This is a genomic window from Shinella sp. H4-D48 (assembly GCF_022637395.1).
GTDB classification, from domain to species: domain Bacteria; phylum Pseudomonadota; class Alphaproteobacteria; order Rhizobiales; family Rhizobiaceae; genus Shinella; species Shinella sedimenti.
This window is the reverse complement of sequence record NZ_CP093338.1, coordinates 576,220-592,624: the sequence shown is the minus strand read 5'-3', so window position 1 is coordinate 592,624 and position 16,405 is coordinate 576,220. Positions and strand designations below refer to the sequence as shown.

10 protein-coding genes and 1 pseudogene are annotated in these 16,405 nt (G+C 58.5%); 4 read left to right on the top strand and 7 right to left on the bottom strand.

Annotated elements, in window-relative coordinates:
- Nucleotides 1–138 precede the first annotated feature (138 nt).
- The gene (locus MNR02_RS19760) at nt 139–1,398 is read right to left on the bottom strand and encodes an MFS transporter (protein ID WP_241949025.1); all 1,260 of its coding nucleotides are present in this window, start codon (nt 1,396–1,398) and stop codon (nt 139–141) included.
- A gap of 107 nt (nt 1,399–1,505) precedes the next feature.
- Here MNR02_RS19760 and MNR02_RS19755 point away from each other — a divergent pair, with 107 nt between their 5' ends.
- A complete protein-coding gene (locus tag MNR02_RS19755) occupies nt 1,506–2,405 on the top strand; it encodes a LysR family transcriptional regulator (protein ID WP_241949024.1) in 900 nt (299 codons plus the stop codon).
- A gap of 30 nt (nt 2,406–2,435) precedes the next feature.
- Here the strand turns inward: MNR02_RS19755 and MNR02_RS19750 are convergent, their stop codons facing one another.
- The 6 genes and pseudogenes from MNR02_RS19750 to MNR02_RS19725 all read right to left on the bottom strand — a co-directional run bounded on the left by MNR02_RS19750 (nt 2,436) and on the right by MNR02_RS19725 (nt 10,034).
- A complete protein-coding gene (locus tag MNR02_RS19750; protein WP_241949023.1) occupies nt 2,436–3,101 on the bottom strand; it encodes a TetR/AcrR family transcriptional regulator in 666 nt (221 codons plus the stop codon).
- Between the two features lie 19 nt (nt 3,102–3,120).
- Entirely contained in the window at nt 3,121–3,519 is a 399-nt protein-coding gene (locus MNR02_RS19745; RefSeq protein ID WP_241949022.1) for a DoxX family protein, read from the bottom strand.
- 55 nt (nt 3,520–3,574) lie between these two features.
- Nucleotides 3,575–3,700 (bottom strand): annotated as a pseudogene (locus MNR02_RS19740) (IS5/IS1182 family transposase); the annotation flags it as partial.
- A gap of 376 nt (nt 3,701–4,076) precedes the next feature.
- Nucleotides 4,077–6,257: a SulP family inorganic anion transporter gene (locus tag MNR02_RS19735; RefSeq protein WP_241949021.1), complete on the bottom strand. Its 2,181-nt coding sequence runs from the start codon at nt 6,255–6,257 to the stop codon at nt 4,077–4,079.
- Complete coding sequence (locus MNR02_RS19730; RefSeq protein ID WP_241949020.1) at nt 6,245–7,882, bottom strand: ATP-binding cassette domain-containing protein; 1,638 nt, start codon at nt 7,880–7,882, stop codon at nt 6,245–6,247. The genes MNR02_RS19735 and MNR02_RS19730 overlap by 13 nt, the downstream gene beginning before the upstream one ends.
- A 151-nt stretch (nt 7,883–8,033) precedes the next feature.
- Nucleotides 8,034–10,034, bottom strand: a complete 2,001-nt coding sequence (locus tag MNR02_RS19725; RefSeq protein WP_241949019.1) for a cysteine peptidase family C39 domain-containing protein — start codon at nt 10,032–10,034, stop codon at nt 8,034–8,036.
- Nucleotides 10,035–10,226: 192 nt separating this feature from the next.
- Here MNR02_RS19725 and MNR02_RS19720 point away from each other — a divergent pair, with 192 nt between their 5' ends.
- Genes MNR02_RS19720 through MNR02_RS19710 form a run of 3 tightly spaced genes read left to right on the top strand, consistent with a single transcriptional unit; the run spans nt 10,227 to nt 16,397 of the window.
- Nucleotides 10,227–11,636: a hypothetical protein gene (locus tag MNR02_RS19720; protein WP_241949018.1), complete on the top strand. Its 1,410-nt coding sequence runs from the start codon at nt 10,227–10,229 to the stop codon at nt 11,634–11,636.
- 1 nt (nt 11,637) lies between these two features.
- Nucleotides 11,638–14,187, top strand: a complete 2,550-nt coding sequence (locus MNR02_RS19715) for a FecR domain-containing protein (protein WP_241949017.1) — start codon at nt 11,638–11,640, stop codon at nt 14,185–14,187.
- Between the two features lie 44 nt (nt 14,188–14,231).
- The gene (locus tag MNR02_RS19710) at nt 14,232–16,397 is read left to right on the top strand and encodes a CHASE2 domain-containing protein (RefSeq protein ID WP_241949559.1); all 2,166 of its coding nucleotides are present in this window, start codon (nt 14,232–14,234) and stop codon (nt 16,395–16,397) included.
- The last annotated feature ends 8 nt before the right edge of the window (nt 16,398–16,405 follow it).

The window sequence follows — 16,405 nt, the reverse complement described above, 5'->3', positions numbered from 1 at the left end:
GTCCACTCGCTGTGACCGTTTTTGCGGCGTCATTTCATTCATTCAGTCTGTTTTAGTATTCCGGAAGCTGTCGTTCACCAACTTAGACCGTGCATATCGCTGGCGTTGGACTTGGCCGGGCTGTTTCGGTCCCTCTTCTTATAAGTGGATGTCGGCTTTGCAGCGCTTCTGCACCTTGTGGTTCCGGCTGGCGCCATACCCAAAGGCAAGCGAAAGCACGCCGACAACCGTATAGAAGATCGCAACCACCGACCAGTTGCCCGAGAAATCGTGAAGAAGTCCGACCGCAAACGGACCGACAAGACCGCCGACCACATACCCAATACTTTGCACGACGCTGGATAATTTGGCTGCGACTTGCTGGTCTGCTGAACGCAGCACAATGAGTGTCAAAGCAACAGCAAACCCGCCCCCTTGGCCTATCCCAACGATTACAGCCACACCCAGGAGCGACCACGTCGGCGCAAACAGGAACGCGATCATGCCAAGTGACGCTAGGATCACCATTGCACTCGTTATCAAGCGCTGATCGCGCATTTTCCCGGCAATCATCGGCACAATAAGGCCGCTTGGCATCTGCGCCAGAAAAAACACGGACATGATAAAACCGCATGTTTGGGCATCGAGACCCCGTGCAGCGAGCATTGAAGGCCCCCAACTGATGGCCGCATATGCCGATGACGCGATCAGCGCAAAGAACGCGGTGAGTTGCCAGGAAATGGGGTCATGCATGATCGTGTATTTCTTCGCCGCATGCGTTCGCCCGTGATTGATCCCGGAGCGCAACATAGCAATCGCGATCACAGCCGCTACGACGACGGGCATTATCCACACGGACAGCCCAATTCGCCAACTCCCACCGAATGCTTCCTTGATTGGTACCGCTGAAGCCGTGGAGACCGCAGCGCCGAAACCTAAAATCATGGCGAACAGGCCCATCATGGGCCCAACTTTTTGTGGAAAGTCGCGTTTGATCAACACAGGCGTAAGAATGCCCAGGAGGGACATGCTTGCGCCAATCATAACCGTTCCGAGATACAATGGGACAATGCCAAACGAGCGGAGTGTGGCTCCCATAAATGCAAAAGCGAGTGCAGCCACGATGACGCCTTCCAATCCAAGTCTGCGGGAAAGAACAGACGCAAAGGGACCGAAGATACCGAGGCAAATCACGGGAACGGTCATGAGAATGCTTATCCAAAAATTTGATATCGACAGGTCGCGCTGGATGTCCTGAAGGACGGGCGCAACACTGGTCAGCAAGGGCCGCAGGTTCATCGAAATAAATACGACCAGCAGGATACTGAGAACAGCATTTCGGGTGTTGGACGGTTCAAGCAACATTGTCGCCTCGTCAGATGGCGGCCGTTGTTCAAGAGTGTTTTCAGATGTGGACATGCAGCGCTCCTTTTTGGTCAGCAAACCCCATGCCTCGACGTGACATTTCGCTCAAACGAATTTATCGGATATCAATTATCCTGTTTGGAGATTAATCGGAGTCCGATATGGAAATCAGACAGATCGAAATGTTTGTCGCGGCGGCAGAAGAGCAGCATTTTTCCAAAGCCGCAGAGCGTTGCCACATCGTTCAATCCGGGCTTTCAGCGGCTATCAAAGGGTTGGAAGACGAGATAGGCACATCACTCTTCATCCGCACAACACGACGGGTCGAACTGAGCCCTGCCGGCCAGATATTCCTTCCGGAAGCACGACGGGTTCTGGCTGCACTGACGGCTGCGCAGAAATCGATAGGAGCGGTAAAGGCAGGCTCTTCGGGAAGGCTCGTCGTTTCTATCGTCCAGAGCCTTGCTCCATTTCTCGACATCCCCCAAATGCTTCAGTCTTTCAAAGACGACCATCCAAACGTCGAAATCAGCGTCCGCGAAACAAGGCCAGGAGACCTGAATACAGAGCTGCGTCGTGGGTCTGTCGACGTCGCTTTCATGCCCTTGTACGGAATGAACCGCATAGGGCTTGAGGTAGCGTCGATATTTTCTTCAAGATTGGTTGTCGCCTGCGGCAAGGGGCATTCGCTGTCGAAGAGGATTCGTGTTCCATTCGAGGCGCTAGGTGAAGAACCTTTCGTTGATGTCTCAATGAGGTGGGATCTCAGAAAACTCGTTGACCAGGTGTTTCGGTCGAATGGTGTTAATCGGACGACTTCGTTCGAGGTCGACGAGCTTGGACTGCTTCTCGAGTTCGTTGAGCGAGGCTTCGGTTTGGCGATGATACCCGAAGCAATGATCCAGGGTCGGACTATCCTCACCTTGGATATTGACCGTGAAGATGACGAATTTCCGATGTGGGAACTCGGCATGTTCTGGGCCAAACACAGCGGTGGTCACTCGGCAAACCCGGCTGCGGATCTCTTTCGAGAAGACGTTTTGACATCGCTTGAAAGGTGAGAGGATCCGACCGGTCAAGCACGGCGATGATCACCTGCGGCTGAGTTTGACGACAGTATCCGATGTGCCGTAGATTTTGAGAAAGAGGTCCACGCCCCTCGATACCTTTTGGCTAATTTCAGCGTCCGTCAGGGGCTCGCGCGCGCCCAGCTTGATTTCCAGGTTCACGAAGCCGAGCCATAAACCAGTGAGATCATCAGCAGCCACTCCGGAATCGAGAGCTGGTAGCTCACTCCTGGCACAAGCGTTGCCGATGATCTCGACGAGCATCTTTTGAGCCCTACCTGGTCCAGCATCAAAAAACTTACGCGGAAGATCGGGATGCGCCGCCGACGCGGATGCCATCAACCTGTCCCACCCGTGAAGTTCTCGACCGTTGATAAACTTCAGGTAGCGCGCACCAAAAGCCACCAGAGCTTCTTTGATCGGCAGGTTTTCGGATGCGTGGAACTCGTCATCGGTAATCGTCAGATCGGATTCACGGCGTATGACCGCTTCGATCAGTTCTTCCTTGCTTGCAACGCGGGAATAGATCGTCGCTTTCGCGACGTTGGCGTGGCGGGCTATTTCCTCAAGCGTTACGTCGATGCCTCTCGTCAAAAACAAGTCTCGCGCAGCGTCGAACAATGCAGTGATCTTGGCGTGGTCTTTTGGCCGACCTCTTGACCGTTTTGGCCCTTCCTCGGGTTGCTTCATCAGAAACGCCTTCGTCCTGTCAGTACGATAGTATGGCCGCCATCAGCAATCCACCAACGACTGTCACATGTTCAAGTGCAATCTGGAATTCATGTGTCTTTCTGGGCTCTTCAAATTTCCAGAAAGGGTGCCCCAGTGGAACTGAGAGAAGCGTGAAGACGCCCAAGGCACCGGCACCCAGCCATCCGAGACCATAGACGTTGGTAATGATTAGTGCCGAGCCGACCAATTGGCAGATGATCATCGCCACGGCACATGTCCTTGGAAAGCGCAGGCCAGCCTCTTCCATTTCTCGCAGCACCAAAGGAAAGTTGAAGACGCCGAACAGGCCAGCCATCCAAAAGAGCAGTGTCAGCAGAACCCTCGCGACGATGAGTGTCAGGGGGTTTTCCAAAATGAGAGCGATCGCGTCCGGCATATTGTCCTCAATCTAATTTTCAGACTTCGTGGTATAGAAATTAATTTCTGAACTGTCGAGTCTGGAATATTGACCAATGTGTCTCCATCCGATCATCAACGCGCTGGCGACCATGGCTCTTGGAAAAATAGCGCTGGAGACGGGCCATCTGCTCGTCCGTAAGCCAAAGCAAATGACTCATCAGACATGCTCCTGCACAGCAGCCTGAATCATAGCCAGCACTTCAAACCGATGGGTCCTGGGGCTACCGTTCCCGGTTAATTGCCAATCTGCGGGCAGCGTCCCATGAATAACGTTTGCGATCACGTAATCGCAGCTGTGATAGCATGTGTCGTCTGGAGGCCCGTGACGTCATAATGATACGATCGAGAGGTTGGATCCAAAGGCACACGTCACGCCATGGCGATGGTACGTCATCGTCGTCACCGCTTGAGTATTGTCCTAGCACGCAGCGCGCAAGCCTACATCGATTGGGTGTGATGGCCTTTCGAGGAGGTTGGAAACAATCCGTCTACTTTATCAGAGGGCTTTTTGACCTGCCTTGCACGACTTCTCGTTTAATTGCTCAGCAGGCTGACCAATCGATTTGCAATCGCTACGCGTTCGGCGAGGGCGTGAGCGAATAGGCGATGGGCTAGGACGGCAAGCTCCGGATCATTTCGTTCAAGTCCTTCCAGAACCGTGCGCGTCAACGTGCACAGGGTGGCATCCTGCTCAACAACCACATCCGCGGTGCGGGGGCCGCGGAGATAGAATGCCACTTCGCCGAGTACCGCGCCGGCTGTCATTGTTCGCAAGCGCAGCATGCGTCCGCTGGCAAGCTGCATCTGCACCTTTACCGACCCCTTGGCGACGATATAAATATCGTCGGCCTCCTCACCGGAATGTATAAGGATAGCGCCACGCGCGTGCTGCGTCCGCTCCATGACGGCAATGAGATCAGCGAGGCGCCTATGCGGACCAAGCGCACGAACGAGCTGCTCGGCAATTCCTTCAGGCTCCTTTGCGTTGTCATCTTCCAAGATGAGGCGTTCTTCGCAGGCTTCCAGCGCATGGTCCAGATCGGCTGCGACAGTGACGGTCCCGTGGTCTTGCGCCTCTTGCATCGCATGAGCGAGCGAACGCGCCACTGTTTCGGGAAGGGCCGTGAGCGTGATGGCAACGTTTTCAACGGTGGCCATTCTAAAGATTTTTGCAAGACCGGTAATCGCGGCCGAGTCGACGCCGCTGACGTAGCGGAAATCGAGTATCAGGAATTGCGGGGGATGATCTTCGGCAAGCCGACGTCGCACTGCTGAGACTACCTGCTCCATCGTTCCGAAAAAGAGATAGTTCTGAAGTTCGAGGATATGAATGGTTTCGCCCTTCTCCTCGAGAACACGAAGAGCGGATGCGGAGCGGTCCGTGTTGCTGCGACGGTTGCGACCACTGGCCGCAAGCCGAATGGCAGGGAGGCGGGCGTAATTGAAGACGAAAGTGATGACGGAGAAGGCAAGGCCGATGGCGATACCCGTTATGAAGCCGAAAACCATCATCGTCAAAACGATTGTGAGAACCGCTGCCCATTCGAGGTGCGGTAGGGTCCTGCGCGTCGCGACGGCCCAGTCATATAGCAGTTCGCCACCCAGCATCATCATCAGGCCGGCGGCTAGGAAGAGAGGCACAGCGCCCGCGAGTTCCGTTGCAAAAGGCAGAGCAAGCGTCATGGCGGCAGCACTGGCAAGGCCGGCCGCTCGACCGATGACGCCGAGCCGGCGGGCGAGCAACGTCATGCCGATGCCGGTGAATCCAGAGGCGCCGCCAATGAGACTCACGAAGATGTTCGCTTGGCCGGTCGTTTTCAGTTCGGCGTCGGCATCAATGTCCTTTCCAGCCGCCAGCTCAAGTCCGCTCGTGTTCAGCAGAAGGCCAGCCATGGCTATGAGGGGAACCGACACCAGCATTGGAAGTACGGAGAGGACCACGCCCCAATCCGCCTCTCGGAGAATTGCCAGGGGCGAGTGGAGTTGGAGACCGCTAGCGCCTGAGAGTTCCGGCAGCCATCCCCTTGCGCGCGCATCCTCTATTGGCAGACCGGCCGCCCACAGGGAGAGATGAAAGAGCGCAATTGCTGCTATCATGATGGCGGGCATGACAAGCGGATTCGACATCAGGCGTAGGCCTGCCGTTAGTATAAGCGCGAAAAGCAGGGCCGGCAGTAGTATTGCCAGGACGGAGAACTGGCCAAGGGACTGCAGCATTCCGATTGCCCCATCCGTATGGCTGACCATCATCAGCGCACCCTCGATGAGGAGCCAGCCGGATCCAGCGAGGAAGCCCGCAACGACGGAAAAGGGAAGAAACCTCACCATCGCGCCCAAGCCAAACCGACCGGAAAAATAGAAAAAGGCACCCGTAGCAAACGTGCTGGTGGCAAGGATGGCGAAGGCCGTCGCAACCTTTTGCCCGCCGTCCGCTGTGCTCATCGTGGCTGTGGCAGCAACGATGGCGGAAGCGAGGATGGCGATGGTCGTTTCCTGAACTTGGGCGACGCTCGTCGGAAAGCGGCTGCGGAGGGAGATATAAGCACCGAGCAGCACGGAACTGAGCAGCATGACGCTAACCCCGGCAGCAAACCCCTCCGCAAGCGTCCCAGAGAAGATCAATGCCGCGAAGGCAACGCTGGTGCCGAGACCATCAATCCCGGCAATCAGCCCGAACATGGTGGCCCGGAGCGATGGGTGGATCATAAAGCGCATGCGTCGTTTTGGATCTTGGAGGGGGCGGAAGAAGCGGGAAGTGGATCTAGAGATATCGAATGATCGGCCAGGACAGCGAGGTCAGATCGGTGCGTAACGAACACGAGTGCGATGCGGCGTCTGCGAATGGCAGCAATGACAGTTTCGACGACGTTTTGGTCGAGGGTCGAGAAGGTTTCGTCGATAAAAAGAAGATCCGGCTGTTGTGCGAGCGCACGGGCAATGAGAAGTTGTTGGCCGAGGCTCCGCGGAAAGCCGCCTTCGGCGACGAGTGACTGCATCCCCATCGGAAAGTCAGCGATAGCATTGGCGAGTCCCGCATCGGCTGCTGCTTGGAGAATGACCGCCTCGGGTGCCATTAGCGCATTTTGCCCAATAAACGCGCGGATGCTCGAAAGTCCGATCGGTGTGTCCTGTAGGATGCCCGCAATCCTGGCGCGATAATTGGAAAGCGTGTGCCAATCGCGCAGCATGCCATTGACAATGATGGTGCCCACCTGCGGAGCGGTCAGACCCATCAAAATATTGAGCAGCGTTGACTTGCCGCTGCCAGACGAGCCGGTGAGCGCAATGATCTGCCCGCGGGATACATTAATGGAGAAATCGGAAAGGATAGGGGGTGTGTCTGGTTCATAGCGAAAGCCGACTGCCTTCAGTTGGACGCTTTCGATCTGGTCAAGCGGAAAATGATCTGCCGCGTTTGAAGACTGGTGAAGTCCGAGCGGCTTGAGCGCCTCGACGCGCCGTCCAGCATCACGAAGGCGCGCTAGGCGAACGCCTCCATCGGCGGCACACCATATTGCCGGAAGGAGCAAAAGCAGGCCAGGGAAGATACCAGCAGTCAGGGCGGCAGGTGTGGAGAGCGTCGTCACGAGGCCAATGGTTGCAAGCAGAATGGGTATGGCGTTGACGGCTAACTGAACCAGGCGCTCTGTATGTTTACTCGCGGCGAACTCCAGATGCCCGGCCTCCAGTTCCCTGATTTTTTGTTTTGACGCACCGTGTTGTCGCAGCATGGGCATGGCGTGCGCGAGACGTCTTTCCAGGGTTGAGAGGTCGCGCCGTGCAACCGCGGCGCGCTGGCCAAGAGCGAGGCGGCCGCTTTCGACTAGGAAGGCGATGCCGAGCGCGGTGGGGATATGCGTCAAGAGGAGCAGGTGGAACGTGTGATCAGGGAGGAAAACAGCGGCAGTGGTGATCACAGCCGCGGAGGCGATGCAATTTCGGCGTTCGGCAGCGATTGTGAGCGCCCCCTCCAGACCCCGCTCCAGCAGAAATGCCCGCCTCATCGCATTGTCGTCGAGGTCCGTTGCGTCGGCGGTGGGAAGGGGTGTCCTGATTATCCGATCCCAAAGGCGGGCATGGACGCGTATGGACTCGTCCCGCTCCAGTCGTTGACGGGCGACGCAAGATGCAGAAAACAGGCAGGTCGCGCTTACAATGAGCCCGACACACGTTAACGCGCTCGGTGCTGTGAACAGCAGAAAGGGGAGAAGCAGAGCAAGGGTAGGTACTCCGGCGAGCGCCATGTCTACCAAGGTTGCGCCATGGGAGCGTGAAAACGGCCATAGCGCCGTCCAGCGACGTACTGCCAGCCCCTGGGGTGGGGCAATGGGATAGGGCATCTCAAAGCACCAACCGTCTTCGGGCGACGCCTCGAAGCCTCGGTGTACGAGACGTACCGCACCGTCTTTGTGTCGAAGCAGCAGCGGGCCAGCGTCCTCCCACGGCTTCGGACCTGCTGCGAAGCGAACCCGGCGCAATAACAGGTCCGCTTCACGCCACATGTTCTGCCCCAAGGTTCACTACTGTTTCGCCGGTTTCGACAAGAGCGATGTTCTTCGTTGTGACAACAAGCAATAGGCCGCTCGCTCGCAGACGAGCGAGAAGCACCCTCGCGAGCAAAGTTTCAACATTGTCGAGTGCTTCGTCGAGCACGAGCAGGCGCGGCGCTCGACAGAGCGCACGCGCAATCGCGATGCGCCTTAACTGGCCGCCGCTGAGCCGCGGTTGCTCCGGCTTGATGACGTAGGAAAGACCACCACGCTTGGCCATGATCTCGTCGAGGCCAACCAAGCCGAGTGCATTCCACATCGTAGCGTCGCCGATTCCTTCCGCGCCAAGGTTCAGATTGTTTCGTAATGTGCCCGAAACGATAGGGGCAGAGTGATCGACGAGGATCGCCGTTCCGGACGGGTGAGAGTAGAGTGGCCGGCCATCCAACTGCACTGTCCCGATCGTTGGTCGCAGCATTCCGGAAGTAAGCCTTGCAAAGGTCGTTGCGCCGCTGCCGGACGGGCCGTGAACAAACAGGATATGCCCGGGTGATAGAGAACAGCATAACTCCCCGATGATGCTGTGACGGCCGTCTGCACTCCAGCCTGCGCCCTCCAAGCGAAGGATCCCATCCGCAGACGGCTCCATACGCGGCGGTTCCTGTGTTGCAAGAGGCGTCGGTAAATCGCCCAGCTTGTGCAGCGCATCCTTCAGCAGTCGACTGCGCAGGTACCTTCCGACGGACCTGATCAGGACGCCACTACCGGCGGCAAGGCACAGAGCAAGAAGAAGGTCGGCACCGGCGTAGGTATGGAGAGGAAGAGCGATTTTCGCCATGTCGAGGGCAAAGAGCGCCGTATGAAGAAAGCGCTGCTCACCTGCCGCGCGGAAATATTCGCGGCTTGTTCGCGCGTGCATGCCCGCGAGATGCGAGAAAAGGCCGTCGCCTGATGTGCCGATCCTGTACCAGTCGGCGTCCGCGAGATATTCCGCTCCAATCCCCTGCGCCGGCGGCAATTCATCGCCGTACCGCGCGATATGCCCGCCGCGCCGTGTGACGGCACCGGCGATGAGGGCAAGCTGAACCGCGCTGAGGAGGGCAATGGGCAAAACGGGCTCAGGTGCGAGCCCGCATCCGGTGGCGAGTGCGGCTAGCAGGAAGAGAGCGATGAGCACGGCGCGACCAAGTGCCGTATTCTGAAGATCGTCAAGGGCTGTGAAGCGCGCTAGCATCTGCTCTGGACGGGTGAAGAGGAAATGCTCGTTGTCAGCACCACCGAGCGCCTCAAAAACCGAACCGGTCCAACGTCGGCGAGTGCCCTTGTTTGCATGTTCCGCAAGGAGGACCACCAGTCCTGCGGCACACAAGGAGGTCGCCAGAAGCACGACGCCGTCGGTCGGGTGCGCCACCAAACGCCAAATGCCCGCGGCCGCAAGACTACCCGCCATCATCGAGACCGCGCCCGCAAAACTGAGACGCACCCATTCTCCTTTCCAGGCATGCAGGAGGGCGTGGACAAATGAAAAGGCAGTGCCGCGCGGCAATGCCGTAACTGGCGTCAGCGATAGGGTGATGCCGGTGAAATCGCGGTCGAATTCCGCCCTCTCCAGAATGACGGGGCCGCAGCCGGGGTCATTTAAATGCACGACGGACGGGCCTATTTTCTCGACCACTACGAAGTGGATGAAACGCATATGCGCGATCAGCGGAAAACCCAGCATGGCCATGCCGGAGGGCTCGATGCGATGCGCGTTCGCCTTAAAGCCGTAACTTTCCGCTATGTGACGCAACTGCCGTAAGGTGGAGCCGAACAAAGTGGATCCAGCTCGTTGGCGCAGTTGCGACAGGGGTATGTGCACACCGTGGTGGCCGAGCATGATGGCAAGCGCCGCGAGACCGCATTCGGCATGCTCGCCCTGCCTTACTTCCGGTGTTTTCGGATGTTTCCGACCGGTTACCGCAAGTCTGCCCACTCTTGCTAAAAAAACCATTGCCCACATTCGTAAACCGTCTCGTCCGCCATGCGATCGATAGCGGAAGCAGACGCGCCTTGGAGGCTGAAAACGAGGCTTGGGACAAAAAGCGACTAGTTTGGGACGGATTGGCACCCATCATAACCTATTGATTTCTCGTCACGTCTTTGCTCCCCGTGTTAATTGAGCGCCACGATGGGATGGGACTTCGATCACTGCATGTCTATTGTTAAAAAGCGCTCGTGTTTGCGGACGGTTCCCGCGGCTGCCATGGCGCGAAAGCTGGGCCTTGCGCTTTTCACCCTTACAATTCTCGCATCAGCCACCGAAGCAGCCCCGCGTGATTTCAATCGTCCGCCCCGTGCGGCCGGTGGCGAGGTCGAGCGTATCGAAACGCGGCGCAAGGCACTTTTTCAAGCGATGCTGCACGACCCTGGCAATCTGGACGCTGCCTTCGAGTATGCTGCGCTGTCTTCGCAGGTCGGCGATCTCGAAGGCGCGATCGCCACACTCGAACGCATGCTGATTTTTGCGCCGGGCATGCCCCGGCTGCAATTGGAGCTCGGCGTGCTCTATTTCCGCCTCGGCGCGTATGGAACGGCGGGCACCTACTTCGATGCCGCGGTGACAGGTGACGATGTTCCCCCGGAAGTCCGCAGCAAGGTGTCGGAATATCAGGCGGCCATTGCAAGTCGGAACGATCCCTCTTCATTTTCCGGCTCTCTGGGTATAGGCGTGCGCTATCAAACGAATGCCAACAGCGGCCCGTCGTCAACGATCGTGAACCTCAATGGTCTGGATTTCGTGCTTTCGGAAGACGCGCGCAAGTCCGGGGATGCAAACGGGTTCCTTTCGGCGGACGTGCTGGGCGTGCTCGACCTTCCGGCGCAGGGGGTGGAGTTCAAGGTCAGCCTGCGCGGCTATGCCGAGGGATATCTGGATCATCAGGAGCTGAACCTCGGATATGCCGAGTTGGCGGCCGGTCCGTCCTTCGACCTCAACCGCTTTGGGCTCACTGGCTCCACCCTGGACGTTTACGGAATTGCAGCAGGGGGCATCCTTGCTGGCGATCCGCTGACATCCAGCCTCGGAGCGGGTGTCTTTCTGGGGCAACGGCCGACAACGGATTGGTTCCACGGCGTGCGTGCGGAGTTTCGTCACGAGCGCTTCTACAATTCCGATGCATATGCCCGGATGAGTGAGAAAAGCGGAGATCGGCTCCAGGGGCAGTACGTCTCTTCATGGAGGCTCTCCGAGCGGTTGAGCTTCGACGCGGCTGCCATGGTCGATCGTTTCGACGCGCAGACCGAGAGAAACAGCTATCGGCAATACGGCGTGCTTGCAGGCCTTACAATCCAGTATGATTCGCCGATCGAGGCGCTCGTGGCGCCGTGGAGTCTTTCGGTCAACAGCCAGCTTTCCCGCCGCAATCACGATGCGCCCGATCCGATGATCAGTTCCGCTGTGCAGCGGACGACGAAGTGGACGTTAGGCGTAACACAGACCATCCCGCTCGCTTCTGACTGGGCGGCTCAATTGCAGGCCGGTTACCAGAAATCGTGGTCGAGCTACGACACGAGCGACTTCGACAATGCCACCTTTGGCATAAGCCTTAGAAAGGTGTTCTGACATGGAAAGCTCAAGAAGTGCGCTCATCGCGGCCACTGCCCTGATACTGCTCTTCACCGGTTTCGATTACACAGCCGAGGCGCGGGTCGGTGTGACCACGGCTGTCAACCAGGATGCAAAGAAGACCGCGCCGGGCAAGGGTACGAAAACGATCATCCTCGGTGATGAGGTGGTCCATAATCAAGTCATCGACACCGACGATGCGGGTCTGGTCCAGATCCTCCTGGCCGACGGCACGGCATTCACGGTCGGACCGAATTCGACCCTGACCATCGACAGCTTTGTCTACGACCCCGCTGCCGGAACGGCCAAAGTCTCGGCAAGTCTTGCCAAGGGTTTCATGCGATTTATTGGCGGACGTACATCCAAGACCGCCGGCGGCGCGACGATTAAGACGCCGATTGGCACTGCCGGCATTCGAGGCGCGGTCGTCGATATCGATCTCGGCGCGATCGGTCAGCGGCTGGGCAAGGTGCGCTCGCGCAAGGACAGAAATACCGCCTCGGGCAGCAATCCTCCACATGTCTCGCTGATCTTTGGCAATGAGGTGGTCCTTACCACAAACGGCGTGTCGAACAGACTGTTTCAGGCAGGTTACTCCATCATCATCGATGGCAACAGGCGCACGGTGACACGAACGCCGCCCTCGTTCCTTGCCGCGATGCAGGCGCATCTCGCCGGGCGGCCCGGCACGCAAGGCGGTGCGGCGCGCTCACCGCAGGACACCACAGTGCGAGGCAGTGGCCTCGCCAAACACAATTCCAGCACGCGCCTGCCAACGAATATTCCCATTCCCGAACCGCGCCCCGGTGATACGCCGCAGCAAACGGCCGCAAGCGAAGCGAGGGCAGCGATCGTCGAGCAGGAGATATCAGAGAAGCCGGGAGGAACAGACAATGGGGAAACAGATAATGGCGGCACGTCGGTTCCGCTGCGTGTTCTGACGGCCCGCCATGACGATGATGGTGGCGGAAACGGCATTATCGGCGGTTCGCCGGGCACCGATCGACGCGGAACGTTGAATGACAAGAGCGGCGTCGTTAAGCTGGAGGGGGGCAGTGGCTTGACATTGCCTGTGCACGCAGACAGCGCCTTTACTGCCCATGCCGTCTCTGGTGTTAGCTATGGGGGCGCCACCTATGCCGGCAATGTCTATGTCGGCCTTGACGGTTTCCGCGCCTATATGCTGACGCACGGTACCAATCCACTCTACGCCATTGCCGGAAAGCCCACAGCAGATGTGCCCGGCGTGTTTTCGACGCCTGGAATCCGCCACTACTCGCTCACCCCCGATGCAGCAAACCCCCTCACTACGAGCCTCGGCGGGGTCATTCCCTTCGTCTACGCGCCGGGTTTTGCCGGTGTCGACCTTTCGAAGGCTGCCTCTAGCGATTTTATGGTTTCTGGCACATCCGGGGGGAGCGAACCCGATGTAGTGGCGCGAGGACTGCAGGCCTGGATCGTAATAGACGGGACCGGACCGACGCAGAAAAGCGGACTGGGCGTGATGACCGGTGCAGTCAAGCTCCAGGAGGGCACCTCCTATGGATTTGAAGGCGACAGGGGTGGAAGCAGCATGCTCAACCCTGAAGATGGGATGCTGAGACACAGGGGACAGGTGGTCAGCATCGCGGGCGCCAGTGATGGCTCTTCGATTTTCGGATCAGGCGGCAACTATCTAGTTCTCAGTAACGACCCGGATGATTCCTATTCTTACTTCCGTGATCGTCCGGTCAGCGGCCCTGTGGGAGACGTCAGATTTTCCACCGGGCATGTCGGAAATCTAGTCTCGACTGATACAACCCTGCATCAAGACTATGCCGGTGAAACGCGCAACGGATATTCGTCCATCGCCATGGACATGTTTACTGGATTCGAGGCGCGAACCGGAACGGTTCATATGGAATTCGACGCGGCGAATGCGACTTTTGATGCGGCATTCACGGCGCCAGGGAACCAGGAAATTGGCTTCACGGACGACTACGGCGGCGCGGTCTATCTGGATGACAACAACTTCGCGTCGTCGGGCAGCAACAACAGGTCCTACGTCGTCAACTCGAAAGTTGCGCCCGTCAAGATTTTCAACGGCGGAACGTCAGCGGAGCTATGCACCTGTTCGTTTCTGAGCTGGGGTTGGTGGGGCAACACGGCCGGAGGTGAAGGCCCCGGGGTTGGCCACATGGGTAACTGGGTTATCGGTGACCTGACGAGCCCGGCTGAATTGCCGATGAGCGGCACGGCGACCTATGCCGGAAACGCGGTTGGAACCGTTTTGAACAATGGCAACCAGTATATTGCCACGGGAACGATGAATGCCACCATGAATTTCGGTGCGCGGACAGGCCAGGTTGCGATCGGCAATTTCGATGGACGCAACTTCAATACAAACGTCACTTTCCCCAGTTCAACATTCTCCGGAACCAACGGTGCGACGAGCATAGCCGGATCTTTCGCCAATGACGGAGCCGACAAGGCCAATGGCATTCTCGGTTCCTTCTCTTCCCAGGACGGGAGTTGGTCGGCGTCCGGCGTCTTTGCCGGTAGCCGATAGCTGGAATGGGTGGCGTGCGGGCAGGGCGGCGAAAATCGCACTTGGTGACGGCGTCGGTGGGGGGCGCCGCGCTGTTGCTATGCCTTGCGACATTGCGGAGTTTTCCGGCTGCTACGGACATCGTCTCAGACTCACTGTTCGATGCTTACCAGCGCATCCAGCCGCGCCCGGACACGGAACAACCGCCCGTGGCGGTCGTCGATATCGATGAGGCTTCCATTGCCAGTCTCGGGCAGTGGCCGTGGTCGCGCGACGTCATTGCCCGCATGGTGGATCGTCTAACGGCAGCGGGCGTCGCCGCTATCGGTTTCGATATCGTGTTCTCCGAGCCGGATCGCCTATCGCTGGAAGCGGCGGCGGAGAATTTGCGAAAACGAGGGGCTCGCGTTGATCTGCCATTGGATGCCGCATCTCTCGACAGCGATGCGGCTCTCGCCGAATCTCTCTCCCGGGCGCCAGCTGCTGTGGGTCTTGCGCTCACCAACGAAAATGGAGAGCTCCCGCCGCAGGCCAAGGCCGGTTTCGCTTACGGTGGCCACGATCCCAGGACGTATTTGCCTCATTTTCGCGGTGCGGTGCGAAATCTCGACGGTCTGCACGCGGTCGCACCGGGAGCGGGCTTCTTCTCATTTGAGAACAGCCGCGACCACATTATTCGCACGATGCCGCTTGCGGCCGTTTCGGGTGATCGGCTCTATCCCGCGCTCGCCATGGAGACTCTGAGGCTGGCGCTCGGTGCGCCCGGCTTCCAGATTCGCAGCAATGATGCCAGCGGCGATGGAGGAGGCGGATCGCCTGGGATGAGCGCGATGCGTGTAGGCGAGCTCACCGTGCCAACGGCGCCGGATGGCAGCATGCGCGTCTACTTTTCCGGGCTTGCCAGGATGCCGGTTGTCGGCGCCGCCACCCTGCTGGAGGCCAACTCAGATCTGTCCATGCTGGAGGGGCGCATCGTTCTCATTGGAACCAGTGCGGTCGGCCTGCGCGATATAGTTGCAACTCCCGTCTCCCTCTCGATGCCGGGCGTCAACATTCACGCGGAGATTGTTGATCAGATCGTCGCAGGCATCTTTCTAAAGGAGCCAGACTGGGCACCGGGCGCGATTCTGATCGCAACGCTTCTTATGGGCGGCGTGCTCGTTTGGGTCGCCAGTCGTTGCGCGGCGCAGACGAGCGCGCTGCTGTTTGCCGGCCTCGTCAGCCTGTGCTTCGCTGCATCGTGGCTTTCTTTCGCTCGTGCGCGGACTCTACTCGATCCAACCGGAACCGTTATGACGATGCTGGTCATCTTTCTCGCGCTGACTCCTTTGAGGCTCGCGCTGGAAAATCGCGAGAAACGGTTCGTCAAGAATGCCTTCGGCCGATACCTCGCGCCCGCCTTGGTAGAGCGGCTTGCGCAGGAGCCGGAGGCGCTTGAGCTCGGCGGCGAGACGCGCCGACTGACCGTACTCTTCTCTGATATCCGAGGCTTCACGAGCCTTTCAGAGGGCATGGACCCGCAGGCGCTGACTGGTCTCATCAACGATGTGCTGACCCCGCTTACGGATGTGCTGCTCACCCATGAGGCGACCATCGACAAATATATCGGCGATGCAATCATGGCGTTCTGGAATGCACCGCTCGACATCGTTGATCACGAATCCAAGGCATGTCGAGCAGCACTCGACATGGTACGCGCCGTAGAGCGTCTGAACCTGGCCCGCAGCGTGCCGATCCGTGTTGGTATCGGTCTCAACAGCGGTGCAGCCTGTGTCGGCAATCTCGGCTCGGCCCATCGCTTTAGCTATTCAGCCCTTGGCGACAGCGTCAATCTGGCGTCGCGGATCGAAAGCCTGACCAAGTTCTATGGCGTGACGATCGCGGTCAGCGAATTTACCCGGCAGGCGGTGGCAGACCTCGCCTTTCTCGAAGCTGATTTCGTGCGGGTGAAGGGACGGGCCGCACCCGTGCGGCTCTATACCCTCCTCGGGGATGAGGTGATGGCCCAAAGTGAGGACTTCGTCGCTGTAAAGCGCCGGCACGATGCCTTTCTCGACCTCTACCGCGCCGGGGATTTCCGTGCCGCCGGCGAGGCCCTTGCAACACTCCGTGCCATGGAAATTGCTGAACTTTCAGGACTTTATGCGCTGTACGCCGAGCGGCTCGCCGAGTTGGCCGCCAATCCGCCGGAAGCCGGGTGGGATGGCGTCTTCGTGGCGCAGGGGAAATAGGGACGAGC